General features: G+C 58.4%; 21 protein-coding genes. 11 read left to right on the plus strand and 10 right to left on the minus strand.

What is annotated here, in order from left to right; genetic code table 11:
• Positions 1–23: 23 nt before the first annotated feature.
• Positions 24–1,406: an AAA family ATPase gene (locus HWU94_RS07170; RefSeq protein ID WP_185173112.1), complete on the minus strand. Its 1,383-nt coding sequence runs from the start codon at positions 1,404–1,406 to the stop codon at positions 24–26.
• Positions 1,406–2,053 (minus strand): SAF domain-containing protein, encoded by a 648-nt coding sequence (locus HWU94_RS07175; RefSeq protein WP_185173113.1) that lies wholly within the window; start codon positions 2,051–2,053, stop codon positions 1,406–1,408. The genes HWU94_RS07170 and HWU94_RS07175 overlap by 1 nt, the downstream gene beginning before the upstream one ends.
• Before the next feature lie 212 nt (positions 2,054–2,265).
• On the opposite strand from HWU94_RS07175, the gene HWU94_RS07180 reads away from it, so the two are divergent.
• Complete coding sequence (locus HWU94_RS07180) at positions 2,266–2,496, plus strand: helix-turn-helix domain-containing protein (protein ID WP_185173114.1); 231 nt, start codon at positions 2,266–2,268, stop codon at positions 2,494–2,496.
• 9 nt (positions 2,497–2,505) lie between these two features.
• Here the strand turns inward: HWU94_RS07180 and HWU94_RS07185 are convergent, their stop codons facing one another.
• Positions 2,506–3,063 (minus strand): hypothetical protein, encoded by a 558-nt coding sequence (locus tag HWU94_RS07185; RefSeq protein WP_185173115.1) that lies wholly within the window; start codon positions 3,061–3,063, stop codon positions 2,506–2,508.
• 972 nt (positions 3,064–4,035) lie between these two features.
• Here HWU94_RS07185 and HWU94_RS07195 point away from each other — a divergent pair.
• Positions 4,036–4,539 carry an Rv3235 family protein gene (locus HWU94_RS07195; protein ID WP_185173117.1) on the plus strand — a complete coding sequence of 168 codons (504 nt, stop codon included), beginning with the start codon at positions 4,036–4,038 and terminating at the stop codon, positions 4,537–4,539.
• Between the two features lie 114 nt (positions 4,540–4,653).
• Here the strand turns inward: HWU94_RS07195 and HWU94_RS07200 are convergent, their stop codons facing one another.
• The 3 genes from HWU94_RS07200 to HWU94_RS07210 all read right to left on the minus strand — a co-directional run bounded on the left by HWU94_RS07200 (position 4,654) and on the right by HWU94_RS07210 (position 8,836).
• Positions 4,654–6,054, minus strand: a complete 1,401-nt coding sequence (locus HWU94_RS07200) for an RNA polymerase sigma factor (protein ID WP_409348789.1) — start codon at positions 6,052–6,054, stop codon at positions 4,654–4,656.
• Positions 6,055–6,242: 188 nt separating this feature from the next.
• Positions 6,243–7,649, minus strand: a complete 1,407-nt coding sequence (locus HWU94_RS07205; RefSeq protein ID WP_185173119.1) for a DUF4192 family protein — start codon at positions 7,647–7,649, stop codon at positions 6,243–6,245.
• Between the two features lie 221 nt (positions 7,650–7,870).
• Positions 7,871–8,836 (minus strand): proteasome assembly chaperone family protein, encoded by a 966-nt coding sequence (locus HWU94_RS07210; RefSeq protein ID WP_185173120.1) that lies wholly within the window; start codon positions 8,834–8,836, stop codon positions 7,871–7,873.
• A gap of 294 nt (positions 8,837–9,130) precedes the next feature.
• Here HWU94_RS07210 and HWU94_RS07215 point away from each other — a divergent pair, with 294 nt between their 5' ends.
• From HWU94_RS07215 to HWU94_RS07230, 4 genes are all read left to right on the plus strand, one after another.
• Positions 9,131–10,645, plus strand: coding sequence for a leucyl aminopeptidase (locus HWU94_RS07215; RefSeq protein ID WP_185173121.1), 1,515 nt, complete (start codon positions 9,131–9,133; stop codon positions 10,643–10,645).
• A gap of 179 nt (positions 10,646–10,824) precedes the next feature.
• Positions 10,825–12,219, plus strand: a complete 1,395-nt coding sequence (gene lpdA, locus HWU94_RS07220) for a dihydrolipoyl dehydrogenase (protein ID WP_185173122.1) — start codon at positions 10,825–10,827, stop codon at positions 12,217–12,219.
• Positions 12,220–12,317: 98 nt separating this feature from the next.
• Positions 12,318–14,012 (plus strand): 2-oxoglutarate dehydrogenase, E2 component, dihydrolipoamide succinyltransferase, encoded by a 1,695-nt coding sequence (gene sucB / locus HWU94_RS07225; protein WP_185173123.1) that lies wholly within the window; start codon positions 12,318–12,320, stop codon positions 14,010–14,012.
• 160 nt (positions 14,013–14,172) lie between these two features.
• On the plus strand, positions 14,173–14,556 hold the full coding sequence (locus tag HWU94_RS07230; RefSeq protein WP_185173124.1) for a hypothetical protein: 384 nt from the start codon (positions 14,173–14,175) through the stop codon (positions 14,554–14,556).
• Between the two features lie 91 nt (positions 14,557–14,647).
• Here HWU94_RS07230 and HWU94_RS07235 read toward each other — a convergent pair whose 3' ends face one another.
• Positions 14,648–16,303 carry a protein kinase gene (locus HWU94_RS07235; protein WP_185173125.1) on the minus strand — a complete coding sequence of 552 codons (1,656 nt, stop codon included), beginning with the start codon at positions 16,301–16,303 and terminating at the stop codon, positions 14,648–14,650.
• Positions 16,304–16,498: 195 nt separating this feature from the next.
• Here HWU94_RS07235 and lipB point away from each other — a divergent pair, with 195 nt between their 5' ends.
• From lipB to HWU94_RS07250, 3 genes are all read left to right on the plus strand, one after another.
• On the plus strand, positions 16,499–17,176 hold the full coding sequence (gene lipB / locus HWU94_RS07240) for a lipoyl(octanoyl) transferase LipB (protein ID WP_185173126.1): 678 nt from the start codon (positions 16,499–16,501) through the stop codon (positions 17,174–17,176).
• Between the two features lie 68 nt (positions 17,177–17,244).
• A complete protein-coding gene (lipA, locus tag HWU94_RS07245; RefSeq protein ID WP_185173127.1) occupies positions 17,245–18,252 on the plus strand; it encodes a lipoyl synthase in 1,008 nt (335 codons plus the stop codon).
• 125 nt (positions 18,253–18,377) lie between these two features.
• On the plus strand, positions 18,378–19,127 hold the full coding sequence (locus HWU94_RS07250; protein ID WP_244955921.1) for a DUF4191 domain-containing protein: 750 nt from the start codon (positions 18,378–18,380) through the stop codon (positions 19,125–19,127).
• Between the two features lie 74 nt (positions 19,128–19,201).
• Here the strand turns inward: HWU94_RS07250 and HWU94_RS07255 are convergent, their stop codons facing one another.
• On the minus strand, positions 19,202–19,903 hold the full coding sequence (locus HWU94_RS07255) for a hypothetical protein (RefSeq protein ID WP_185173128.1): 702 nt from the start codon (positions 19,901–19,903) through the stop codon (positions 19,202–19,204).
• Positions 19,904–19,915: 12 nt separating this feature from the next.
• Complete coding sequence (locus tag HWU94_RS07260) at positions 19,916–20,305, minus strand: RDD family protein (RefSeq protein ID WP_237185413.1); 390 nt, start codon at positions 20,303–20,305, stop codon at positions 19,916–19,918.
• 357 nt (positions 20,306–20,662) lie between these two features.
• On the opposite strand from HWU94_RS07260, the gene glnA reads away from it, so the two are divergent.
• Together glnA and budA are read left to right on the plus strand one after the other, a co-directional pair.
• Positions 20,663–22,087, plus strand: coding sequence for a type I glutamate--ammonia ligase (glnA, locus tag HWU94_RS07265; protein ID WP_185173130.1), 1,425 nt, complete (start codon positions 20,663–20,665; stop codon positions 22,085–22,087).
• 110 nt (positions 22,088–22,197) lie between these two features.
• Positions 22,198–22,950, plus strand: a complete 753-nt coding sequence (budA, locus tag HWU94_RS07270; protein ID WP_185173131.1) for an acetolactate decarboxylase — start codon at positions 22,198–22,200, stop codon at positions 22,948–22,950.
• A gap of 53 nt (positions 22,951–23,003) precedes the next feature.
• On the opposite strand, the gene HWU94_RS07275 is transcribed toward budA, so the two are convergent.
• Positions 23,004–26,174, minus strand: coding sequence for a bifunctional [glutamine synthetase] adenylyltransferase/[glutamine synthetase]-adenylyl-L-tyrosine phosphorylase (locus tag HWU94_RS07275; protein ID WP_409348790.1), 3,171 nt, complete (start codon positions 26,172–26,174; stop codon positions 23,004–23,006).
• Positions 26,175–26,205: the final 31 nt, after the last annotated feature.

A 26,205-nucleotide genomic window follows, 5' to 3' on the forward strand; every position in this document is an offset into this window, starting at 1 on the left:
CCTGAGGGTATAAACAGAGCAGATTAGGATCTGTGGCGGCGGGTAAAGCGCGCCCAGGGCTTCTTCTTTTCTACCATGCTTAGACTCTGTTCGGGGCCTAGCGACGAGGCTGGTTTTCCTAGCCCAAGAGCCTCTAGAGTCGTTTGAGCTAGTTTATATAGCTGATGGGCTAGCTCTGTTTGTGGGCCCACCTCAAAGACTGTTGTTCCCTGTAGTCGAGCTTTATCTGCGGTTGCAGTGTCTTCTGGCAGCTGAACTGCTATGGGTAGGCTGGGGCCGAACCGTTCCCAGGAGTGTTCAAGGGCGGCCTGAGCTGAGTTGCCCAGGGCCTCGGTTCGGATACGGTTGAAGACGATGCTGATTTTCTCTTCAGAGGATGCAGCAAAAGCTGCCTTGAGGGCATCGTAGGCTTTGATCAGTCGTGGTACGCCTACCACATCTGCTAAACCTACAGTTATCAGGTGGTCGGCTCGTGTCAAGCTGGTAAGAGTTGCATCATTTCGCTGTGGAGTAAGACCGTCAAAGCTCAAGGCTGGGTCTTCTTCTAGGCAAAATGAGGTATCAATTACCACCAGGTCGTACGTTGCCACCAGTGTATTGAGCACAAGGTCGAGAGCACTTGAACGCACCTCGACCCAGCGGTCTGGCCGGTTGATGCCGGTAACGATATCGAAGTAGTGGGAACGGTGCGAGACGGTATGGGTGAGCTCTTTAAGCTGTTGCCGGTTTAGACCGCCGCGATCTGCGTGGTGACAGAGCTGAGCCAGGCTTGAATAGTCATCGGTAAGACCTAACGCCGCTCCGACGGATGCACCGTAGGTATCTGCATCTACCAGGCAGACTGAGTGCCCTGTTTCTGCATAGGCTGCTGCCAGATTGATAGCTAAGGTGGTGCGTCCAGGGGAACCGTAGGGACCCCACACCGCAACTATTTTCCCTTCCGTATGAGAGTGGGCAGGTGCGTCCTGCTCCTCTTCAGTCCTTGTCTGGGGAGTTTTGATCTGGGCGGAGGACGCAGGGCTTTCGTACTGTGTCTGGCTGCCCTGCTCGCTGTCTGGCTCTGAGGTCAGTAGAGTATCAAGTGCCTTTTCTATCTCGCTCACAATCTCTGCGGTATCGGCTAGAGAATCAATCGGGTGGACGCCTTCGATACCAGGATATTCTCCCCGATCCGTGACAAGGCAAACTGCGACCTCGAGGTGATGCAGAGATTTGACCATGGAAAAAGTGAGTTCTTCTCCCCCGGTCACAATAAGCGCGGCGCGGGCAAGACCACTTTGTGCTAACCCCAGCATCTCACCTATATCGTGCACATGCCGAACCACACTCACCTGTCCACGTTGAGATTCAATTGCAGAGATGAAACGTCCGCCTTCATCGCCAACAACAACAATTGGAATCTGCATTAGTTCCCTCCTGCCGCGTAAGCCGATGGGACCAGGTTAATCACGGCTCCCTTGCTTGTTGCGCCCAGTACAGTGGGTAGGACCTCCTGGTGTACCCATAGTTCTACAGCTGAACGCCCTGTACCTCCGATGACCGACTCCTGAGCGGTAACAGAATGGATTTCAGCTGACTCGGCTATCGCGGTGGGATCGCCGTAAGTGTTAGTTCCCTCTGTTTTGTAGGCAACCCAAATATCTACCCGGTCACCGGGAACGTACTCTGCAACCGCATACTGATCGAGAAGTAAAGTAACAAGTCTACGACCATCGCTCACCTCGTTGGACAGTGAATGAGATGAGAGAAGTTCACCTGCAGCTATGGGGCGGGTAGCGACTGATCCGTCAGCAATTACCTGTTCAGCTGAAAGGTACATACCGGCTGAATCCCCGAGCTTAATCTGTGCAACTGTAACGTTCTCGGTCGTGATCTTCTCGCCAATACCAATATCTTTACTAGCAACGTAGTAGGGCTGGGTCTGGTTGGTAGCTCGGACGAGGCCAACGACACCCAGAACCGAGAGAAGAATAATTAGGACGCCCGCCAGCAGCTTAGGGTCGCGGAACCCAGGCTTTCTGAAACGGGGAGAAAGATTTTCTTGAGCCATCATGACACCTCTTTGAGTCAGGAAGTTTTCCTCGTTGACAGCAGTTTCCCTAATCAGAGCATTAAATTCAAAGATTCGGCATAATTTATGTCAAGGTTACGTAAAATCTAGCAAGTTATCCACAGGTCTTGATTCTTCTATCAAGGTGGTTCAAAATGCACTAAACTAAAGCAAAGAGTCCCCCACTTACTCCCCCGTTTCAGAAGGAACCAGACATGGTTGAACAGCGCTTTCTCACCCTGACCGACGTTGGTGAAATTCTTAATATATCTCCCAGCCAGACTCGTGCCCTGGTACGCTCGGGGGAACTGAAGGCCATTCAGATTGGCGGTAGAAATCAGTGGCGGGTTGAAAAAAGCATGCTCGAGGCATATATCAGCGAGCGCTATGCAATGACTGAAGAAGCTATCCGCGCCGAGCAAGTCGAGCGAGCCGAAACCTCCTAAACAGACTATCTATCCCGCTACCCTGATAGCGGCAATTGAAGCGAAGAGGACGCTGCGTGGAGACCCCTGGGTTCCGCGTGCGTCTTCTTTTTGTGCCTTAACGCCCACAATTTCGCAGTAATCAGCACCAACTGCCCACACTTTACCTGCACTGGTGAGACCGCTTCCTCCTGCATGATAAATGTGGATATCACGCTGGGCAGCGCTGAGAGCTCGTAGGGCAGACCCCAGCGTGAGCTTGCGAGACACTTCATGGGCTTCGCCCACGGCCTGGTGGTTTCCACCTTCCCAGTAAAGAAGGTGCGCAAGCGGAAGAATGAGACCGCCGGCGTCCGTTTCTAGCTGAAGCCAGCCCAGCCCTAAAGTCTCCAGTCTCCCTCGCCAAATATCTCCGGTAGACCCGTGAACCGTCAGCTGCTGTCCGAGCTGGGCAGCTAAACGATCAGCTGCAGTAACTCGAGAAAGCTCTATCTGACGTAACTCTCGAGCATCTATCTCGTAGTCACGGTGCTTTTGTGCTTCCATCTGGATTTCGTAGTCCCGGAAGAGCAAATCTAAGTGTGCCATGCACTGAGGATACCTCGTCAACGAAAATTTATTGAAAAATTCGCTACAACCCTCTTGAATACATCACAAAGAGAAGTAATATGATTCATAAATCATCAAACTACATCAAATGACATGATTTGAGGTGAAAGAAGTGAACTCACGGGCGTTTGCTCTATGCGTAGCTAATCTGGTCCCCCTCCTAGCACTGGGCGGAGCTGGCATATCTGGTGTGCTACTTCACCTACTTCTAGTAAAAGACCATCAGAGCTTAGGGATAATTTCTCATGATCCCGGAACCTGGATCAGTCTGCTGGCCTGCGCTATTGCCGGTCTGCTGTGTCTCGGTATCGCCCTCTGGTGGATTGCAGGACTGGTCTACTACTACGGTGCCCTAGTTCATGCCCGGCGCTCTACCATGCACTTACGACTTCCAGCGTGGGCGCCAGGGCTCCTTAAAACACTTGCTGGCGCTTCTTTAGGTTTAGGAGCTTTAGCTCCCACGCAGGCATACGCTCTGCCACTTGAGCAATCGATCTCAGCAACGGTTCGTAGCGGTGAGGCAAGCTCACCCCTGTTCACCCGGACCTCTCAAGCCGCTTACAACGTCGATGCACTATCAGCCAGTTCTACCCTAACGTCTACAACGTCACCCCTCTTTTCCCAGAGCCAGGCTCAGGAACAAACAACGCTTACAGTTCTTCCGGTCTCTACTACGAGCTACCAGCCCATTTCGCCCCTCTTTTCAGGTAGCACTCGCACGCTCCCGGATTTTTCAGAACGCACAGCAGTCACTTACACGGTAACCCCGGGTGACTCGCTGTGGAGCATTGCAGAAAACCAGCTTGCCCCCGATGCGTCAGGAGCTGAAGTACTAGCACTCGTGCACGCGATCTGGCAGCTTAATCAAGACTCAATCCCCACCCTAGAAACCCTTATTTTCCCAGGTCAAACCATCACCCTACCCCAATAGTTATGCGAAGGAGCATCACCGTGAAAACCGCTTTCCCAGAACGAGACGACCACAAATTTATCATTGTAGAAGCAACTGAATACGCTGAAAAATATGCTCCCTACTTTGAAAAAGGCCACCCGGAAGAGCCCGAGGTAAGCATCTCCTTCCTCAACCATGAAGAGCAAGCGGTAGAGCAGCTAGGTGTTCGAATCGGAACTGCCGCTATCGAAGTCTTTATGGGGCGGCGCCCCAAGCACCATCTGGCCCCCTGGATGACTCCTGCTTGCTACCGCACCTTAGAGAAACAACTAGAACACGCTAAAGCCGCGATACTGTACCGCAAACGTCACTACCCTGAATCCATGTACCCCAGCAAGCCTCCAGCCAGGATTCGGCCTCGACGCGTCATCGTGCAGAAAGTATCGGCTTCAGCCTACGAGCTAAGTCTCTTAGTCACCGATGAATGTCGAACTCGCGCGGTAGCTCTTCGAGCTGAACGCCGACGCAGCGAATGGAAAATTGCAACACTTGCTATCGCCTAAAGTTACGCTCCGCGCTCGCTCGTCCAATAAGAGTATTTCAACCGGTGATAGTAAGGGCCCCTGAGCCTGGTAGCTCAGGGGCCCTCTAGTGTGGCATCAATGCGACTGGACTTATTAGTCTAGGTAGTCACGCAGAACCTGGGAACGGCTGGGGTGACGGAGCTTAGACATAGTCTTTGATTCAATCTGGCGAATGCGCTCTCGGGTAACGCCGTAGACCTTGCCGATTTCATCAAGAGTCTTGGGCTGACCGTCGGTCATACCAAAGCGCATAGCGACAACGCCTGCTTCACGCTCAGAGAGGGTATCAAGAACCGAATGCAGCTGCTCCTGGAGAAGGGTGAATGAGACAGCATCAGCAGGTACTACTGCTTCGGAGTCCTCAATCAGGTCGCCAAACTCAGAGTCGCCGTCCTCGCCCAGAGGAGTGTGCAGGGAAATCGGCTCGCGGCCGTACTTCTGAACCTCGATGACCTTTTCGGGGGTCATATCGAGTTCCTTAGCGAGCTCTTCAGGGGTGGGTTCGCGACCCAAATCCTGCAGCATCTGACGCTGGACGCGGGCCAACTTATTGATAACTTCAACCATGTGCACGGGGATGCGGATGGTACGGGCCTGGTCAGCCATTGCACGGGTGATAGCCTGACGGATCCACCAGGTTGCGTAGGTTGAGAACTTGAAGCCCTTTGAGTAGTCGAACTTCTCAACGGCACGAATCAGCCCCAGGTTACCTTCCTGAATGAGGTCGAGGAAAAGCATACCGCGGCCGGTGTAACGCTTGGCCAGGGAGACCACCAGACGCAGGTTCGCTTCCAGTAGGTGGTTCTTTGCACGACGACCGTCGTGGATAACCCAGCGCAGTTCTTTCTTGAGCTGCGGATCCATGTCGGGGTTCTCTTTGAGCTTGTGCTCAGCGTAAAGGCCTGCCTCAATACGCATAGCTAGGTCGACTTCCTGCTCAGCGTTCAGCAGGGCAACCTTACCGATCTGCTTGAGGTAGTCCTTGACGGGGTCTGCGGTAGCACCGGGGGTCACAACGCGGACGGCGGGGGCATCGTCTTCATCGTTGTTGGTCAGGACGAAGCCAGAACCCTTAGCTGCTACAGCTTCGGCCTCTTTCTTCTCTTCCTTGGTGACAGAATCTGCCTCGTCTTCGTCGTCATCTTCATCGACATCTTCGATGTCGTCGGCGTCGAGACCTTCGTCGTTCAGGTCAATATCGTCGTCGGCGAAATCGTCGCCCTCGTCCTTAGCCTTGCGGCTCTTCTTGGGGGCAGCCTTCTTAGCTGCGGTCTTCTTAGGGGCTCGCCGAGGTGCGGCGCTTTCTTCGTCGTCTGCTTCTACGGCGTCTGCTGCCTCGTCAGCCTTTTTTGCTTTGGCGCGAGTTGAGGTTTTTTTAGCGGTGGCTTTGGTTGCAGCGGTTTCGCTGGCTGCTTTCTTGCGTGCGGCTGGTGACACAGAAAACCTTTCTGAGCTAGTTGACCGTAGCGAGTGTGATGCGGTGTTCGCGGTCAAAACACCTAAGACCCTGTCAAGTGATCAATTCACACAATACAGTTTCCAGGGCATCTTTCGGGGAGTATAACGCCCGAGTGGGGGCTTCTATTCCCGATAGGAAGCTGTAATTTTGAGAGACACTTAGAGCGGGGTCAATAGTCAAGTATGACATGTTTTAGGTTTTCTAGCGAAGAAGGCACGGCCGCTTATCTGCTGTTCTTGGTCACGTAGGTCTCCGGGGCTCCGCCGGGCAGGGTAAGCCAGGCAGGGAAGGCGCTGACGCTCAAGAGATAGTTCAGGGGCAGGGAGCCCCCATCACGATAGGTGGTATCGATAGTTTCCAGCAGGTGGAAAGCCTCCGTGGAGCTTCCTCGCATCCACCTTATCCATGATTGTGTGGCCAGCAGGGCAGCCTCGGCTTTTCCTGTAGCGGAACTTTCCATCACCGCTGCAAGGTAACCCAAAGCTTCCAGGCGTCTCCAGTCTGGTGGGGTGGGGACTACACCAAAGATGGTTTCGGCCATCTCTTTCAGGCTATCTTCCACATTGTTTATCTGCTCGCGTACATACGATTCAGGCTGACTGAGATGGTCAAGCCTATAGCGGTGCAGAGTCGACGGTAGAGGCAGAACTCTATCGCCTGCGGGCAGCTTACTCAGCCCCAATTCTTCGCTGCCCTCTTCTAGAGCCTTCAGAGCCGCTAGGGAGTCCTGGAGAGTACGGCAGGCCTGAAAAATCACGAGCTGAAGGGTAGCAAAGCTATCGAGAGAAGCGATAAGGAAGCCGGCAGCATCGGGAATCACCTCAGCTCGTATAGTGTCGGCTAGCGTCCCGGCATATAGTCCCTTACCGCTAGTCACCCCATCGAACAAAGACGAGACAGCACTTATAGCCTGCTCCCACAGCTCTAGTTCAGCAGCGATTTGGTGGGCTTCTTGGGGGCTTTGTTTTTGCTTCTCTTCTATGTAGAAGGCGTTATAGGCTTCTGCATAAACCTGCCAGTGTTCTTGGCTTTCAGGGTCCGCAGTTTCCAGTGCTGTGCGGCTCTTTAGTACCTGCGCTTCATGGGAATTGCCCGCAACAAGCGACCCACGAGCTACCAGTTCGGTATACAGCGGGCTTGTGAGCACCTCTTCTAAGAAACCTGCGGGTGCCAGCTTCCCCTCAGCCGGATTTACAGCCCAGTAGGCTTCCTGCCCAACAGCAAGTACATCGAGTAGGTTCAGCCCGTGGCTCGTTGCGTAGATTGGCGCTGCCTGTGTGTAGAGCTGGGCTGCATCGAGGAAAGTTCTTTCAGTCGAGATATCAACCTCTCCTGAAGCTGCCCCCTCTGAAAAGAGCAGTAAGAAGGCACTGGTAATAGGGTCACCGGTAGGGGTGTGGGTAGGGAAAGCGTCGAAGAGGTAGGTGAGAAAATCGTCCGGGGCTACGTCGGAAACCTCCGGCATATCAACGCGTAGCAGGGGCCCTGCTCCCCCGCTGCTCAGGGCCAAGAGCATGATGGACTTTTCAGGCCAGTAGCCTAAAAGGTGCAGGGCAAGGGCAAGGACGTCACGCTCCGAGCTGAGGTAGGCAACGGTGGGTTCTTCTGGGGTGTGGTGAATCTCTGTCATACCTACCAGGCTGATAGAGAAGAGTACCTAAGACGAGCTCAACCAGATCTGTGGATATTCTCCATCCACCGGGCACCCGGCGTCCGCCCATGTCAAAAGAAATAATCAAGCCCTTACGGAGCGCATGCTTCCCATAAATCGGTGAACCCGTGACGCATCCATGACGCCCTTAAAGCGGGTTTCCACAGGTAGCTTCACCGCGGGGCCAGGCCCGGGCCGGTTTAGGAACCAGAGGGGCCCAGGCCGCGGGGGCCGTCGCCGTCCGTATCCCGAGTGTTGTGATTGAGCTGGGCCAAGAATGCCTCTACCTCATCACCGATTTCATCCCGACTCGGCACCCGACCAGCGGCACGCTCAGAGAGGGGGAGGCTACCGAACCCCTGGGCGGCGTTCGCGTCGTAGGACTCTTCGAGGCGCTGAATCATCATCTGAATTTCAGGGCTAGCGCTAGCCTGCTCGTCAATCTGCAGCTGAACATTCTCAGACAGCTCACGCAAACGGTCTGAAGGCAGGCTCAGCTTGGCTGCCAACGACAGGTGCTCCATAGCGACAAGAGCGGTCTGAGGCAGCTCTGACTCCGACAGGTACTGCGGCACGTTCACTGCGAAACCGGCCGTTCCAATACCTGCCTCGGTCAAGCGCACCTCCAGCAGGCTCGATACCGACCCTGGCACCAGAGCCTCGGGCTGGAAAGAAGAAATACCGACCGTCAGGTCCTTACGGGACCCGTGCGCCGTTACGGGGATAGGGCGGGTATGCGGTACAGGCATAGGGAAACCGGTCACAGATAGGGCTACCGATACCTCAAGACGCTGGGCAATATCCACCACATCAGCTGTAAACCGCTGCCACAGCAAATCAGGCTCGGCTCCGGTCAACAATAAGAAAGGCTTGCCCAGGCGATCTTCTACCGCGTACAGCTTGAGTTCGGGAAGCACCGGGTTGGTGTAGTGGTCTTTTTTGAAGGTAATACGAGGTTTGCGTGACCGGTAGTCGTGCAGGCGGTCAGCATCAAACTCGATGACCGGCACATTATCAAGTTCATGCAGAAGCACTTCACCCAGGTGCCCCGCGGTGCCACCGGCGTCCTGGGGGTGCGAGAGAGCAATGACGAGGGGCAGACCTCTCAATCGGTCGTTTTCAAACGCCCCGGCGTGAGCTATATACAACCGTTCTTCGTGCGTCATCTTCCTAGCCCCCTTCTTATTTCCCGTCCTCTGTGAGTCTCTATAGTACTCCAGGGTGTAGCCGCTGTGTAGCCTAATGTCGCAGGTGTAACGCTGAGAATATGCAGAACTATTCCCGGTAACCCCACAGGCCACCGGTTACTACCGTTCCCCTGTTCGCTCTGCGGTGATTTAGCGGTCAGAGGCGTTGCGCAGATTACATTCGCGGGGCTTTTATGCCTAGGCTTATAGACGATACTGCAGCCGCACCGTAGCGACTGCCTTCTATAGCTCTAATGTGAAGGGAGATTTTTTGTGAGCGATTCTCACGATTTGGCATTCTCTGTAACTACCCCCGACCTTGAGGCCCTCGAAGCTGATGTGCTGGTTCTCGGTGTGTATTCCGGCAAGGAGGGCCCTTCCCTGGCCAATACTCCCCTCGATGCCGAAACCGCCGAGGGCCTTGAGGCTATTTTGGAGGACCTAGGGGTTAGCGGCGGGCAGGACGAGCTCGTTCGGCTTCCCGGCTTCGATGAAGCGGGCGCCGACGTTGTTGCCCTCATCGGCCTAGGCTCTCAGAAGGAAGACGCCGCCGCCCACCGTGTTGCCCTGCGCTACGCAGCGGGCTCAGCCGTCCGCCAGCTTGCCGGTGTAGAAACCGTAGCCCTCGCCCTGGGCGCAGAGTCCGTTGAGGAAGTAGCAGCTATCGCAGAAGGCGCCGCCTACGGCGCTTTTGCCGATACCCAGCTGCGGGCTAAGACTGCCGAATCGGTCAAGGCTCCTGTCGCCGAGGTTCTCATTGTCACCGATGTAGCCCCCGCTGAGGCAGAAGGCGCTCTGACCCGAGCTCTCATCCTGGGTGAAGCCGTTGACCATACCCGCCGCCTGGTCAACACTCCTCCTTCTCATCTCTACCCCGAAACCTTCGCAGAGCGTGCCCTTTCCCGTGTAGAGGGCCTTGAAAACGTTGAAACCAAGGTCTGGGACTACGAAGAACTCGTTGCCGAAGGCTTCGGCGGCATCGCGGGTGTAGGTCAGGGCTCAGAGCGCAAGCCCCGCCTGGTAGAGGTCAAGTACACCCCCCAAAAGGCTGAAAAGACCGTTGCCATCGTGGGCAAGGGCATCACCTTCGATACCGGTGGCATTTCGCTCAAGCCCGCCGGATCCATGACCACCATGAAGTCCGATATGGCAGGTGCCGCAACCGTCCTCAACGTCGTGGCAGCAGCTTCTGAGCTCAACCTGCCGGTTGCCGTACACGGCTACCTCTGCCTGGCTGAGAACATGCCCGGTGGCAACTCCATTCGCCCCGAAGATGTGCTGACCATGCGCAGCGGTCACACCGTTGAAGTCATGAATACCGACGCCGAAGGTCGCCTGGTCATGGCGGACGGTCTAGCCCTGGCCTCCGAGGGCGAGCCCGACGTCCTTCTCGACATCGCAACCCTCACCGGTGCCCAGCTCGTCGCTCTGGGCGTGCGCACCGCAGCGGTCATGGGTGACGATACCGTCCGCCAGCAGGTTGTTGAAGCAGCTACCGAAGCCGGCGAAGACTACTGGCCCATGCCTATGCCCGAGCACCTGCGCAAGAGCCTCAAGTCCCCTGTAGCCGACCTGCAGAACATCGGCTCCCGCTACGGCGGCATGCTGGTAGCAGGCCAGTTCCTGGAGGAATTCGTGGGCGAAAAGGACGGCGCAAAGATTCCCTGGGCCCACCTGGACTTTGCAGGCCCCTCCTTCAACGAGGAAGGCCCCTACGGTTTTACCCCCAAGGAAGGCACCGGCCACTCCATCGCCACCCTGATTAAGTTCATCGAGGCCTACGCCTAAGCATCTTGCTTTCCAGGGAACTTTTACATTTGCACCCCGTTGCCCGCGTTCTAGCAGGTAACGGGGTGTAATCATGCCCACCCGAGCAATAAAACACCTGCCAATAGTGGCAGGTGGACGCATTCAAGGGATAAGCTAGAAAACGACAGTACATAAGGGGGCTTAGGCCTCCGCGACCCATGCAAGGGAGCGTCAACGTGGCCGATTCGGCAACAACAGAATTCGATATCCTCATCCTCGGTGGCGGTAGCGCCGGTTACTCCGCAGCTCTGCGCGCGGTACAGCTGGGCTTCACCGTAGGTCTGATCGAAAAGAGCAACCTGGGCGGCACCTGCCTGCACACCGGTTGCATCCCCACCAAGGCTTACCTGCACGCTGCAGAACTCGCATCCGAGGCTCAGCACGCTTCAAAGTACGGTGTAAACACCACCCTCGAGTCCATCGATATGGCTAAGGTTCGTGACTACAAGGACGGCATCGTCGCCGGCAAGTTCAAGGGCCTGACCGGCCTTCTCAAGATGAAGAAGGTCACCGTCATCGAGGGCGAAGGCAAGCTCACCGGCAAGGACACCATCACCGTCGCTGGCACCGATTACAAGGGCAAGCACATCATCCTGGCATCCGGTTCTGTCTCCAAGACTTTCGGTATCGAGATTCGTGACCGTGTGCTCACCTCCACCGAAGCCCTGCAGATGGACTACCTGCCCAAGAGCGCTATCGTTCTGGGCGGCGGCGTCATCGGCTCCGAGTTCGCCTCCATGTGGAACTCCATGGGCGTAGAGGTCACCATCATCGAGGGCCTGCCCCACCTGGTCCCCAACGAAGACCCCTCCATCATCAAGGTCGTTGAGCGCGAATTCAAGAAGCGCGGCATCAAGTCCTCACTGGGCAAGTTCTTCAAGACCGTTGAACAGGACGCCAATGGCGCCAAGGTCACCCTTGAAGATGGCACCGTCTTCGAGGCAGACATCGTTCTCGTTGCTGTCGGCCGTGGCCCCAACACCGAGGGCTTTGGCTACGACGAGCAGGGCCTGACCATGGACCGTGGCTTCGTTATCACCAACGAGCGCCTACACACCGGCGTTGGCAACATCTACGCTATCGGCGACATCGTCCCCGGTGTTCAGCTGGCCCACCGCGGCTACCAGCAGGGCCGCTTCGTTGCCGAAGAAATCGCAGGCCTCAACCCCCAGATTGTTGAAGACATCAACATCCCCAAGGTCACTTTCTGCGAGCCTGAAATCGCCTCCATCGGCTACTCCCAGCCTAAGGCTGAAGAGAAGTTCGGCAAGGAAAACGTTGAGGTTGCAGAGTACAACCTGGCTGGCAACGGCAAGTCCTCCATCCTGGGCACCGGCGGCCTGGTCAAGGTCGTCCGCGAGAAGAACGGCCCCATCATCGGCGTTCACGCTGTTGGTAAGCGCATGGGCGAGCAGATTGGCGAGGCCCAGATGTGGGTTGTCTGGGAAGCCTTCCCCGAGGATGTTGCCCAGTTCATCCACGCCCACCCCACCCAGAACGAATCCCTGGGCGAGGCTGCAATGGCTCTGGCAGGCGCACCCCTGCACGGCTAAGACAAGCCCCTGCGGTAGGCGCTAGCCCTAACCCTGGTTATAGGGTCAGCGCCTACCCCTACAAATTTTTATCACTCACAAGGAGAGCACGAAGGACTATGTCCACCACCGTAGAACTGCCCGCACTGGGCGAATCCGTAACCGAGGGTACCGTTACCCGCTGGCTCGTTGAGGTTGGCGAAACCGTTGAGGTTGACCAGCCCATCGTTGAGGTTTCCACCGACAAGGTCGACACCGAAGTTCCCTCACCCGTAGCCGGTGTTGTTGAGAAGATTCTCGTTGAAGAGGACGAGGACGTCGAGGTCGGCGCTCCCCTCATCGTTATTGGCGACGGCTCCGGCGCAGGCTCATCTGACGATGCCCCCGCTGCAGAAGCCCCCAAGGCTGAAGAGAAGGAAGAAGCTCCCGCCGCTGAGGAAAAGAAGGAAGAGGCACCCGCTGCCGCCCCCGCGTCCTCAGGCTCAGCTTCTGGCACCGAGGTTACCCTGCCCGCCCTAGGCGAGTCCGTCACCGAAGGCACCATCACCCGCTGGCTCAAGGAAGTTGGCGAAGAAGTTGCTGTTGACGAGCCCCTCGTAGAGGTTTCCACCGACAAGGTCGACACCGAAGTTCCCTCACCCGTAGCCGGTACCCTGCTCGAAATCCGCATCCAGGAAGACGAGGACGCCGAAGTCGGCCAGGTTCTGGCTATCATCGGTGACGCTTCAGCCGCTTCTGCTCCCGCAGAAGAGAAGAAGGAAGAAGCACCCGCAGCTGAGGAAAAGAAGGAAGAAGCACCCGCTGTTTCCTCCACCGACGAAGCTGCAGAGGCCCCCGCTGTTGAACTGCCCTCCGGCGAAAACGGCGAAGCCTACGTCACTCCCCTAGTCCGCAAGCTGGCCAAGCAGGAAGGCATCGACCTGTCCACCATCAAGGGCACCGGTGTTGGCGGCCGCATCCGCAAGCAGGACGTCCTGGCTGCTGCTGAAGCTAAGAAGGGCGCTGCTCCCGTAGCATCAGCACCCGCTGCTGAAGCTCCCGCAACCGTAGCTCCTGCCAAGAAGGAAGCCCCCAAGGCTGCAGCGTCCTCAAAGCGCGGCACCACCGAAAAGGCTCCCCGCATCCGCCAGACCGTTGCTAAGCGCATGGTTGAGTCACTGGCTGTTTCAGCTCAGCTGACCACCGTCCAGGAAATCGACCTGACCCGTCTGGTTGCCCTGCGCAACAAGGCTAAGGCCGGCTTCGAGGCTCGCGAGGGCACCAAGCTCACCTTCCTGCCCTTCTTCACCAAGGCAGTCACCGAAGCTCTGCAGCAGTTCCCCCAGTTCAACTCATCCATGAGCGATGACTTCAAGGAAATCACCTACCACGGTTCCGAGAATATCGGCCTGGCAGTTGACACCCCCAAGGGTCTGCTCGTTCCCGTTGTCAAGGACGCCGGCGACCTCAACATCGCAGGTATCGCAAAGAAGATCAACGACGTTGCCAAGCGCGCTCGTGATGGTCAGGTCGGCCCCGAGGAGCTATCAGGTTCAACCTTCACCATCTCCTCCACCGGCCAGACCGGCGGTGTCTTCTTCACCCCGATTATCAACCAGCCCAACGTAGCGATCCTGGGCATCGGCTCCACCAACAAGCGTCCTGCTGTTATCCAGGATGCCGAGGGTAACGATGTTATCGCGATCCGCTCACTGGCTTACTTCTCACTGACCTACGACCACCGCGTTGTAGACGGTGCAGATGCTGGCCGCTTCCTGGCCTTCCTCAAGCAGCGCCTTGAAGAAGCAGCTTTCGAAGCTGAGGTTGGTCTCTAAACCACAGGTCTTAGTTCTCTGAACTAGGCTCTCAGGTGCCCCGCTAGCAGCAGTTAGCGGGGCACTTTTCTATCTACTAGGGGGCTCGCGTGGTCACCCCCACACCGGTTTTAGTGGCGAGCTGTCGCTAAATAAACAGGTATTACGTAGACTTGTCATTATGGCTATCGCATTTTCAATTCTTCTTTTCTTGCACATCGTTGGTGCCGCAATGGTTTTCGGCCTGTGGCTAGGCACCTTTAAGCAGGGCATCGTTCTGCCCGGTCAGTTCCACGCGGCCCTGCTGCAGGTTGTCACCGGTTTTGCTCTCTACTTCATCCAGATGTCACAGAACATGGCTCTGAACCACATGATGATTGGCATCAAGATGGTGATTGCCCTGGTTATCGCTGTAGCGGCCTTTATGGGTCAGAAGAAGTACAAGGCTGCCCGCGCCCTGGGCACCCCTGAAAACGGTAAGAACGTAGCCCTGGCCCATACTGTTGGTGGCCTGGCTCTGATCAATATCGCTATCGCTGTTTTCATGCAGTACCCCCAGATCTAATAAGACGAGAACACCTAGGTTCTTACTCCCAGGGGCGGTGTACCGGTATGGTGCACCGCCCCTGGTCTACATAGAGGCAGGGCTGTAGGTACTAGAGGGCGGACGGGTCTAGGGGCAGGGGCCGCGCCTCGGTCAGCAGGTAGGTTCCGCTTTCAAGCTGAAGGGTCAGCTCCACGCGTTGAAGTACCCTCTCATCGTGTCGGCTTATACCCTGCACTGCCAGTTCCTGGTCACTACCTGCGGGACTGTAGCCGGTCGCTTGCACCGTAGCCAGGATCCTGTAGCCGTTCTCGGTTGCCGTGATCTCGCTGATATCAACCAGTTCTGTGCTCATATCGGCTAAAGAGGCTGCACCTTCATGTGCCAGTAGCTGACTATCGGCTTCAGCTAAGGGTGAGCCTAAAACCGCGTAATCACCTATTTCCGTAGCTTCCCCAGAGGCAAGTACCCGGCTCCGGGCAGCTACGAGCTCTACTGCGAGAAGAGCTACGTCGTCATCGCTGAGTTCTAGGGTTACTACCTGGTCTTGCTCGACCTCTGTCTGCGGCTTCTCGCTAGCAGGCTGTTGATCTGTCTCTGACGGTGCAAGTGCAGGGAGAGAGCCTGCTGCCTCAACCGCTGCCGGGGTAGCTGAATCGTGCTGGGGCTCTGATGCGAGCAGCTGATACCCGGCCCCGCCCAGGGCTAGAGCCCCTATCAGGACAGCGCCGCTCAGGGCCCAGCGCTCCCGCAGATACTGCCCCATCTGCATCTGCCCGGTTCCCACGGCCCGCCGCTTAAGGCGGGGCTTCCTCCGGTGAGGCGTCTTATTCCCCCGCGATACATCGGGCAGTTTCCCGTACATCTGACGACGTTGTTTTACCGCCCGGCGGGGCTCTATTGGCGCAGGCTGCCTGTAGGCAGGAAGGCGGGGACGCACGCTCTGGTGGGCGCTGAGATGGAGTTCGAGGGGCTCGGGGTCTGCTGCCAGTTCAATAAGTGCTAGTAGGTCAGTAAGCTGGGGCTGCTGGGCACGAGAGTCGATAGCGTCCTCAAGGGTCTGGGCAAGGGCGTCGCTGGCCTGGGGTACAGCCAGGTTCAGGGGAGCCCTCAGACGCATGGCCTTAGGCTCTTCCCCGGTGAGGCAGAGCCACAGCAGGGCAGCGCAGGCTGCGATGTCGTCTGCCTGTCGGCTCTTCTGTACCGCGGACGCCAGTGGGCGAGTATCGATATCGGGGGCAAGGAGTTTCAGCTCGCCCCTCACGGTGAAAACGCAGTGTCGGGCCGCTAGCTCAGAATAGGCAAAGCCCTGTTCGTGGAGGTAGGCCAGTGCCTGGGTGAGGGCTCTGGCAACGGTGGTTACCTGACCCAGTGGCAGTTTTCCCTTGGCTCGGCAATAGTCGGCGAGGGTGCCAGCCTCGGCAGGTTCATACCAGATATGGTAGGAGTCCTGCGATGAGGTCACCGCATCGACTCTCAGCACTGCGGGGTGAGAGGTGAGGGAACACAGCCGTTCTGCGGATTTCGCACTGGCTTCTGCATCGCCGGTGATCTGAGTCAGGGTGTAGGGGCCCGCCTGCAGCTCGAGATGGGCGGCACTTTGGTAGCCGCAGTCCACGATCCAGGTGCTGTGGTGGGCTCCGCTTTCAAGGCGGTAGCGCGGGGTTACGTCGGGTAGGTTACCGGGTATCGGCAGGGCCTGGTCGTTTTCTGGTTCAAGCGGTGCGGACGCCCGGGTCGGCTGGGGCAGGTCTGTGGGGGTAGTCATGCTTTAGCTATACACCACCTGGCAGCGCCCCCGCCGGGAGTATCCACAGGGCCAGCATTTACGCTAGTCAACCGCATGAAGGTGCCCTGTGGATAAAAACGTCATCTAGCGTCACAACATCACATAGCGGGTTCAGACGACCAGAGTCTCCCTGAATATTTTCGCCCCACCGTCAAAAGGGCTACCCTAGAAGGTATGGCACTTTTGTTTGAACGGGTCGGGCTTGCCCCCGACTATGTGGAATATACCTCCGCGCTGGACTACCAGCGCACCGTCCACGAAGAAGTCGCCACCGGCGTCCGGCAAAATACCGTCCTACTGCTAGAACACGAAGAAGTCATTACCGCCGGTAAGCGCACCGAAGACCACGAATACCCGACCGATAACCGCGTGCCCGTCATCAAAATTGACCGCGGTGGTAAGCTCACCTGGCACGGCCCGGGCCAGCTGGTTGGCTACCCTATCGTGCAGCTGCCCGAGCCCATCGACGTCGTCCGCTACGTGCGGGTACTCGAAGAGGTGCTCATCAACGTCCTGACCGATCTGGGCATCACCTGCCAGCGAGTCGAGGGGCGTTCAGGCGTCTGGGTGTTAGGCGATGGCGCCCTGGTGCAAGACAAAAAAATCGCAGCTATCGGCATCCGCGTTGCAAAGAACACCACCATGCACGGTTTCTCCATCAACTGCAACAACCCCACCGATCCCTTCGGCGCCTTTATCCCCTGCGGCATCACCGATGCGGGTGTCACCACCGTTAGCGAACAACTGGGGCGGAATATAACCCCCGCCGATATTGTTGACCGGGTAGAAGAAGAGCTGGCCCGTTACGCCGACCAGCTCGCCGCCGACTTCACACCGGCCCCCAGCGCATAAACCGCTCCCCGGCAGAAGCCGCCAGCACACCCACCACAGGTTTACCACCAAAAGGAGAACCCCACCTCATGAGCGCCCAGCCAGAAGGCCGCAAGCTACTTCGCGTTGAAGCCCGCAATGCAGAGGTCCCCATCGAGAAGAAGCCCTCATGGATCAAAACCAAGGCCAAGGTTGGCCCCGAATACAAAGAAATGGTTGACCTAGCCCGAGGCTCTGGCCTTCACACCGTGTGTGAAGAGGCCGGCTGCCCCAACATCTACGAGTGCTGGGAAGACCGCGAAGCAACCTACCTGATTGGCGGTTCAGAGTGCACCCGCCGCTGCGACTTCTGCATGATCGACACCGGTAAGCCCGTTGCTATTGACCGCACCGAGCCCCTTAAGGTGGCCCTCAACGTCAAGAAGATGGGCCTACGCTACGCCACCGTCACCGGTGTAGCCCGTGACGATCTTGAGGACGGCGGCGCCTGGCTTTATGCCGAAACCATCCGCCAGATTCACCGCGTTTCTCCCAACACCGGCGTCGAAATCTTAATCCCCGACTTCAAGGGTAAGGAAGAGGACGTGCAGCAGGTCATCGATGCAGCGCCCGAGGTCTTCGCCCACAACCTTGAGACCGTCCCGCGTATCTTCCGTCAGATTCGCCCCGCCTTCCGCTACGAGCGCTCCCTAGACGTCATCACCCAGGGTAAGGAAGCCGGTCTGATTACCAAATCCAACCTGATTCTGGGCATGGGTGAAACCAACGAAGAGGTCTACGAGGCCCTCTGCGACCTGCACGATGCCGGCTGCGACCTGATTACCCTCACCCAGTACCTGCGCCCGGGCCCCCTCTTCCACCCCATCGAGCGTTGGGTCAAGCCCGCCGAGTTCGTTGAGCTCTCAAAGATGGCCGAAGAAATTGGCTTTGCCGGCGTGATGGCAGGCCCCATGGTGCGCTCGTCCTACCGTGCAGGTAAACTCTGGGCCCGTGCCATGAAGAAGCAGGGGCGCGAAATCCCTGAGCATCTGTCGCATATCGACGACTCAGGCTTTGCTATGCAGGAAGCTAGCTCCCTGGTAGCAGCAGGGGCCTAAAGGACGCTACCCCCAGGGTTTCAAGCGCCCACCGGTTTCATCGGTGGGCTCTTGCCGTATAGAATGGGTAAGTTAGGGCGCGTATCGCACCCGCCCGCCCAGAATCGACTCACGAAGGAAACACAGTGGCTGAATCCCGTGGCAGCACCCGCGCACAGACCCGCGAAGAAAAGAAGAAGGCTCGCGAAGAGCGCCGCGCCCAGCGCGGCCCCGGCATGTTTGCTCAGATGAAGCAGGTCTATGCCATGACCCGCAAGCAGGACCCCAACATCCCCTGGATTCTTGCTCTGGTCTTCTTTGGCACCGTCCTGGTCTTCCTGCTGATCGGCCTGCTGCTCAACAACTGGATTACCTTCCTTCTCATCGGTATCCCCCTGGGCATTCTTTTCGCTGTCATGGTGCTCTCCCGCCGGGCAGAAAAGGCAGCTTTCGCCCAGCTGGAAGGTCAGCCCGGTCGCTCCGGTGCAGCTCTTTCAACCCTGCGCCGCGGTTGGATTTTCGAGCAGCAGCCCGTTGCCGCTAACAAGTCCCAGGACGTCGTCTTCCGCGCCATCGGCCGTCCCGGCATCGTCCTGGTCACCGAAGGCCCTACCGGCCGCGTCAACGGTCTGGTCCAGAAGGAAAAGCTCAAGTACGCCAAGATTGTACCGACCGTTCCCGTAACCGTCATCAACACCGGGCACGCTGACGGCCAGGTTGAACTCAAGCAGCTCACCAAGACCATGAACAAGCTGCCCAAGAAGCTCACCCAGCAGGAAATGCACCAGGTAGCTAACCGCATCGATTCGCTCTCGAAGCACAACAACATGCTGAACGCTATCCCTAAGGGTATTGACCCCATGCGTATGCGCCCCGACCGTCGAGGCATGCGCTAAGCCGCAGGTTTCCCATCAAGAAGGGGCCCGCTCAACAGATGTTGAGCGGGCCCCTTCTTCATGCGTACAGGCTTTTACTGCACGGGCTTCTTCTTTGAACCGCGCCACCAGTTCATGATGAAAACGTAGGCAATTAGGGCCAGGGTTATCTGCATCATGTAGCGGTCGATGGTCTCAAGAGTGGGCTGGACGCCCTCACCGAAACGCAGCCCCAGGTAGAGGTAAAAGAGCTTATTGCCGATTGCTAGCAGGTAGATGTAGAGGCCGATAACCCAGCCCTTGAGCTTACGGATACCGGCGATAGCCACCAGAATCGTCGCCGGAATCGGTGAGAAAGGGATAAAGCCCAGCAGCAGACTCAGAAAGAGGTGCTTCTCAACAAAACCCTCAAGTTTGCGCCACCACAGGGGGGTGTGGTTAGCGAACAGCCAGGTGATGAAGTCCTGCCCCCAGTGCTTCCCCATAAAGAAGTAGACCGCCATGAACTTGATGTGGCTGGCGGCAGCAACTGCGGTCAGGGCTGCCAGCATAAGGGCAGCTCCCTGGTTCTGGGCTGCGGTAATCAGCAGACCCAGCCCTGAACCGGTCAGCAAAGAAACCAGCCAGGGAGCGTTGACCAGCAGATTAGGTCGCAGGGGAATCATGACCATCGAGAAAATGGTCATGAAGGCGAGCAGGCTCAGCAAGACCTTGTCGATTGGTCTGGGCTGGGTCAGAAAGGACGGCAGCGCCGGGTCATTCTCTTTCGGCGGCTCTTCGCCGGTAGGGTTCGTCATATCGTCTTTCATTTATCGAATCATCACCAAAATAGTATGGCGGGCCCGGTCGTGTAGGCCGCGCTGGTCGGCATCCATAATGACAACGGGCAGCACCAGCATGACCATAGACTGGCGAATCAGAGCGGTCAGCCAGCCAGCAGGCTTACCATCAAGTCGCTGTACCTGCATACCGAGGGCAAAATGCCCCACCGTATGCCCCATAAAACCGACGGCAGCAACCATATAGAGCCAGAAAATAACCAGCTGGGCAACATCAAGCACAGCGGTATTCACGCCCGGAAAAACTGTCTGCCCCAGCACAAAAAACATGCCCTCAATGAGCAGCCAGTCAATCCAAAAGGCCAGCAAACGGCGCACCGGGCGAGCGATAGCACCCCGCCCCGACCGCGGCCTGCCCATATTCTGCCCGGGGTACTCCTGGTCGGTAGGAGCCCCCTCTATCCAAGAACCTAAATCTCTTCTCGTAACCACCCAACTAACCTTACCGGCTCCTACCCCCTTTCCGCCCAAGAAAACCGGGCGCAGGTGTCCTACCCTCTGAGAAACCTGACCCCAAACCACCTACACTAGAAAAGGGGAACCTAGCCACCCAAACCCACGTAACACCAATGCAACCAAGGCGCCGGTACGTTACACACGCGAAACAAAAGCGATACTTTAGGGCAAAAAATACACCCTAGGCTAGAAACAACAGCGAGGGAGCCCACCCAACCGGGCACCCATGGGTCGAAAACAACTCAAGGAGAACAAACGACCATGTTCACTACCGCACAGGAAGTCCTCGACTTCATCAAGAACGAAGACATCAAGTTCGTTGACATCCGCTTCTGCGACCTGCCCGGCGTACAGCAGCACTTCAACCTGCCCGCTAAGGCTATCGACGAAGACTTCTTCACCGTAGGCCAGATGTTCGACGGCTCCTCAATCCGCGGCTTCCAGGGCATCGCCGAATCAGACATGCAGCTGATCCCCGACGTCGCCAGCTGCTATGTTGACCCCTTCCGCCTTGAGAAGACCCTGGTCGTTACCGGCTCCATCGTCAACCCCCGCACCGGCGAGTCCTATCACCGCGACCCCCGTGGCGTCGCCGAACGCGCCGAAGAATACCTGAAGTCAACCGGCATCGCCGACACCGCCTTCTTCGCATCAGAAGCAGAATTCTTCGTCTTCGAAAACGTCCAGCACGAAGTTACCCCCCAGTCAGTCTTCTTCAAGATCGACTCAGACGAGGCACCCTGGAACTCCGGCCGCAAGGAAGAGGGCGGCAACCTCGGTAACAAGACCCTCACCAAGGGCGGCTACTTCCCCGTTTCCCCCGTCGACAAGCAGGCTGACCTGCGTGACGCCATGTGCGTAGCCCTCGACGAGGTAGGCCTCGAAGTAGAGCGCTCCCACCACGAAGTAGGTGCCCCCGGCCAGGCTGAGATCAACTACAAGTTCTCCACCCTCACCCAGGCAGCAGACGACCTGCTCAAGTTCAAGTACGTCATCAAGAACACCGCTGACCAGTGGGGCAAGACCGTCACCTTCATGCCCAAGCCCGTCTTCGGCGACAACGGCTCAGGCATGCACTGCCACCAGTCACTCTGGCAGGACGGTGAGCCCCTCTTCTACGACGAGCGCGGCTACGCGGGTCTCTCAGACGTTGCCCGCTGGTACATCGGCGGTCTGATTGAGCACTCCTCATCAGTTCTGGCCTTCACCAACCCCACCGTCAACTCCTACAAGCGCCTGGTGCCCGGTTACGAAGCCCCCATCAACATGGTCTACTCCCAGGGCAACCGTTCCGCCGGCATCCGCATCCCCATCACCGGCACCAACCCCAAGGCCAAGCGCCTCGAGTTCCGCGCACCCGACCCCTCCTCCAACCCCTACCTGGCCTTCGCAGCCCAGCTCATGGCTGGCCTGGACGGCATCCGCAACCGCATCGAACCCCCTGCACCCATCGACAAGGACCTCTACGAGCTGCCTGCCGAAGAGGCCGCAGACATCAAGAAGGCTCCCGCTAACCTGGAAGAAGCCCTGGATGCTCTGGAAGCAGACCACGACTTCCTGCTGGCAGGCGACGTCTTCACCGAAGACCTCATCTCAGCCTGGATCGACTACAAGCGCAGCAACGAGCTCGCTCCCCTGCTGCTGGTCCCCCACCCCCTCGAATACCAGATGTACTACGGCGTCTAAGCCCCGGTAAACTGACATTCACAAGCACAAAGCCGCGCTAGGCGTCCGCACCGCAAGGACGCCGCAGCGCGGCTTTTGTGCACCACCCCCGCTTACTCAAGGAGAGACCCATGAGCCCCCAAAGCTCCATTCTCGAAGGCCGCAGCACCATCTACCGCAACGAGGTCTTCCAAACCGGCCTGATGAGCCAGCTTCTCGACGGCATCTACGACGGGGATATGACCATCGGTGAGCTACTGGGTCACGGAAACTTCGGCGTGGGCACCTTCGACGGCCTCGACGGGGAAATGATCGTGCTCGACGGCACCTGCTACCAGATGCGCTACGACGGTTCCATCTCGCTCGCCTCGCTCGACCAGAAGACCCCCTTCGCCGTCATCACCAACTTTGTACCCGCCATCAAGCGCGAACTCCCCACCAACCTGCTGCGCACCTCAGCTAGCCAGGTACTGGATAACTTCACCCTGTCAGATAACTACATGTACGCCATCAAGATTGTGGGCGACTTCGAGTGGGTACGCACCCGCACGGTCAAGAAGCAGGAGAAGCCCTACCCCAAGATGGTGGACGCTGTAGAGGGTGAAGACATCGTCCAGTTCAACAATGTACCCGGCACCATCGTAGGCTTCCGCACCCCCATCTACGAGCAGGGCATCGGTGTGCCCGGCTGCCACGCCCACTTCATCGACGACGAGCGCACCCGCGGCGGGCACGTGGTCGACTTTAAGCTGCGCAGTGCCCACGTGGAAATCTGCCCCGGCACCGGCCTGCGCCTACACCTGCCCCTGAACGAAGCGTTCTCGAACGCAGACCTATCACCCGAAGACCTGGCAGACCAGATTTCAAAGGCTGAGAAGCACTAGTGAGTTAGGCTGTTGCCTCCCAAGTAGCGCTACCTAGAGTGGTAAACCGTCTTCTACCCCGGGTAGAACAGCTTTTCGTAGACGGCCCGGGCCTGGCGGGTGATGCGCAGGTAGTCATCTTCGAGGACGCGTGCAGAGTTGGGGGCATACCCGCACCAGCGGGCGATAGCTTCAAGGTCTGAGCGGGTGGTCGTCAGGGTATCCGAGGCACGGCCGGTACGGAGCACGTTTAGGCCGCGTATCTTGGAGGCCAGTTTCCAGGCTGATGAGAGCAGGGTGGCGTCCCGTTCATCGACCAGCCCTGCCTGCACGGCGGCGTCCAGGGCCTTGAGGGTGGAGGTGGTGCGCATGCCCTCGACCCGGTGCGCGTGCTGGAGCTGTAGGAGCTGGACCAGCCACTCTACATCCGTCAGCCCGCCTCTACCCAGTTTGAGCTGGCGGGTCTTATCGGCGCCGCGGGGCATGCGTTCGGTTTCGACCCGGGCCTTCATCCGGCGGATTTCGGTAACCTTCTCAGCGGAGAAGGTGGTGGGGTACCGGTAGGGGTCGATGAGCTCAATAAAAGCTGCCCCTACGTATTCGGAGCCCGCGAAGGGACGGGCCCGCAACAGGGCCTGGAACTCCCAGGTATCGGCCCAGCGCTCGTAGTATTCGCGGAAAGATTCCAGCGAGCGGACCATGGCGCCTGCCTTGCCTTCGGGGCGCAGGTCAGCGTCGATTTCGAGCACTTTTTCGGCGCGGATCGGCGGGGTGGTGGGTTGTTTGAGCAGGGCGACCATGCGGTTGATCAGGTCGGTGGCTTCGGTTTGGGCGGCTTTTTCGTCGGCCCCGTCGCGCGGTATGTGCACGTACATGAGGTCGGAGTCTGAGCCGTAGCCAATTTCGGCCCCGCCCTGGCGGCCCATGGCGATGACCGCTACGTCGGTGAGCGGGGTGCGGCCATCGATGTAGGTTTCTCGTTCGGCGATGGCAAGAGCCGACTGGATGGCACCTCGGTCGATGTCGGATAGGCTGTGGGCTACTTCTGCGTTGCTGTTGATACCGAGCGCTTCGCCCATGGCGAGGCGGAGAATTTCGCGGCGGCGCATCATGCGGACTGCGCGGATGGCTTCGGCTGAGTCGGTGTGGCGGGTGAGCTGGGAGCGCAGTTCGCCGATGATGACGTCGGTGGCGCGGGGTTTGAGGTCTTCGGTGCGGTCGAGCCAGGCGATAGGTTCGGGGGTATCTTCGAGCAGGTCGGTGATGAAGCGGGAGGACGCCAGCAGGGTGCAGAGGCGCTCTGCTGCGGCCGGTGAGTCGCGGAGCATTCGCAGGTACCAAGGGGTGCCGCCCAGGGACTCGCTGATGCGGCGGAAGCCGAGCAGGCCGGCGTCCGGGTCCACGCCTTTGGCGAACCAGCCGAGAAGTACGGGCATGAGGGTGCGCTGGATTTCGGCTGAGCGGCGTAGGCCCTTGGTGAGGGCTTCGATGTGGCCCATGGCGCGGCGGGGATCCTTGTAGCCCAGGGCTGCCAGGCGGTCTTGCGCTGCCTGCGGGGTGAGGGCCACTTCGTCTTTGGAGAGGTGGGCAACGGCGGCTAGCAGCGGACGGAAGAAGAGGCGCTCGTGCAGGGATTTCACGGCGCGTTTGATACCGGCCCACTGTTTGAGCATCTCTGGCTCGGTCAGCTGGGTGGGAGCCAGGGGGGAGTTCATGGCGCGCGCTAGCGAGCGCCGGTCGTTTTCTTTGGCCGGCATCAGGTGGGTACGGCGCATATAGAGCAGCTGGATGCGGTGTTCCATCACACGCAGGGTTGCGTAGTTATCTGCGAAGTCGTGGGCGTCCTTGCGGCCGATGTAGCTGGCTTTTGCGAGGGCCGCGATGGAGTCGGTGGTGCTCTGGGTGCGGACGCTCTCATCGGTGCGGCCGTGCACGAGCTGCAGAAGCTGAACGGTGAATTCTACGTCGCGTAGGCCTCCGGGGCCGAGCTTGATTTGTCGGTCGACGTCGGCGGCGGGGATGTTGTCGGTGACGCGTTGGCGCATGGCCTGCACTGACTCTACAAAGGAATCGCGGGCGGCAGATTCCCAGATGAAGGGGCGCATAGCTCGGGCCCAGCGGACGCCCAGCTCGGGGGTACCTGCGATGGGGCGGGCTTTGAGCAGGGCCTGGAATTCCCAGTTTTCGGCCCACCGCTTGTAGTAGGTGGTGTAGGACTCCACGGTGCGTACCAGGGCGCCGTCCTTACCTTCGGGGCGCAGGTTGGCGTCAACCTCCCAGAGGGCCGGTTCGGGGGCCGGGGCCATGATGGCCTTGGAGAGGGCCATGACCAGCTCGGTACCGATCTGGGTCAGGGTATTTTCGTCGAGGGGGGCAAAATCTTCGGGCAGGTCCGCCAGGGGCTTATGGGCGACAGCGTAGACCACATCGACATCTGAAATGTAGTTGAGTTCGCGGGCGCCGCATTTACCCATGCCGATAATGGCAAGTTCTACAGCGGCTACGGTCTGTTCACTGCGGTTCTGGGCTACTTCGGCGCGGGCAATTGCCAGGGCCCCTTCGAGGGCGGCTGCGGCCAGGTCTGCCAGAAGACGGCCAACGGTGGGCATGAACTGTACCGGTGCAAAGCTGGTGAGGTCGTAGATCGCGAGTTCGGTCAGGTGACGGCGGTAGGCAACGCGCAGGGCGGTGTAGGCTACTTTGCCGGTGAGGTGGGCGACCGGGGCGGACGCAGCCGGGTCGGCTCCCACAGCCGTTAGCAGGTCGCGGCGGTAGACGGTATCAAGCGGAGCGATAGGGGTGAGGTATTCTTCGTCGGTCTCGGGCAGCAGAGAGACGGGAAAATCTTGGCCATCAAAAGCCCTAGGGTCAATCTCTAGCAGGTCTGCGTGCTCGGGGTGGCGAACCAAGAACTCCCCCAGCGCCTCGGACCCGCCCAGTAAGCGGTAGAGGGCCTCGGCGTCCGCCCCCAGCTCTGCTAGCTGCACCACCTTGGGGGCGCGTTCAATGAGTCTGACCAGGGCAGGAAGCGCGATATCGGGAGAAGGGGCTAGGCGCAGGCCCTCAAACAGTTTGGCGCGGTCTAGACCTTCGAGTTCCCGGGAGTTGAGCCAGCGGGCGCTTTTAGCCGCATCGTAGAACCCCAGCGATGCCATCTCGCTCAGCAGACGCACCTGTGCCTTGCGTTCTTCTTCGGCGCGGCGGGCGGCTTCTTCGGGGGTTTCGTTCTGCGGGGTCTGGGTCACCGCTGTCTCCTTAGGTATTAATCACAGCAGG

Origin of the sequence: Rothia nasimurium (assembly GCF_014217215.1) — a bacterium.
Taxonomy (GTDB): Bacteria; Actinomycetota; Actinomycetes; order Actinomycetales; family Micrococcaceae; genus Rothia; species Rothia avistercoris.

Bases quoted from the DNA above. Each gene is read 5' to 3' on its own strand.
- lpdA (WP_185173122.1), top strand. From the start codon at position 10,825: ATGCAAGGGAGCGTCAACGTGGCCGATTCGGCAACAACAGAATTCGAT.
- lipB (WP_185173126.1), top strand. From the start codon at position 16,499: ATGGCACTTTTGTTTGAACGGGTCGGGCTTGCCCCCGACTATGTGGAA.
- budA (WP_185173131.1), top strand. From the start codon at position 22,198: ATGAGCCCCCAAAGCTCCATTCTCGAAGGCCGCAGCACCATCTACCGC.
- HWU94_RS07170 (WP_185173112.1), bottom strand. From the start codon at position 1,406: ATGCAGATTCCAATTGTTGTTGTTGGCGATGAAGGCGGACGTTTCATC.
- lipA (WP_185173127.1), top strand. From the start codon at position 17,245: ATGAGCGCCCAGCCAGAAGGCCGCAAGCTACTTCGCGTTGAAGCCCGC.
- glnA (WP_185173130.1), top strand. From the start codon at position 20,663: ATGTTCACTACCGCACAGGAAGTCCTCGACTTCATCAAGAACGAAGAC.
- HWU94_RS07175 (WP_185173113.1), bottom strand. From the start codon at position 2,053: ATGATGGCTCAAGAAAATCTTTCTCCCCGTTTCAGAAAGCCTGGGTTC.
- HWU94_RS07230 (WP_185173124.1), top strand. From the start codon at position 14,173: ATGGCTATCGCATTTTCAATTCTTCTTTTCTTGCACATCGTTGGTGCC.
- HWU94_RS07205 (WP_185173119.1), bottom strand. From the start codon at position 7,649: ATGACAGAGATTCACCACACCCCAGAAGAACCCACCGTTGCCTACCTC.
- HWU94_RS07255 (WP_185173128.1), bottom strand. From the start codon at position 19,903: ATGACGAACCCTACCGGCGAAGAGCCGCCGAAAGAGAATGACCCGGCG.
- HWU94_RS07235 (WP_185173125.1), bottom strand. From the start codon at position 16,303: ATGACTACCCCCACAGACCTGCCCCAGCCGACCCGGGCGTCCGCACCG.
- sucB (WP_185173123.1), top strand. From the start codon at position 12,318: ATGTCCACCACCGTAGAACTGCCCGCACTGGGCGAATCCGTAACCGAG.
- HWU94_RS07260 (WP_237185413.1), bottom strand. From the start codon at position 20,305: ATGGGCAGGCCGCGGTCGGGGCGGGGTGCTATCGCTCGCCCGGTGCGC.
- HWU94_RS07180 (WP_185173114.1), top strand. From the start codon at position 2,266: ATGGTTGAACAGCGCTTTCTCACCCTGACCGACGTTGGTGAAATTCTT.
- HWU94_RS07210 (WP_185173120.1), bottom strand. From the start codon at position 8,836: ATGACGCACGAAGAACGGTTGTATATAGCTCACGCCGGGGCGTTTGAA.
- HWU94_RS07185 (WP_185173115.1), bottom strand. From the start codon at position 3,063: ATGGCACACTTAGATTTGCTCTTCCGGGACTACGAAATCCAGATGGAA.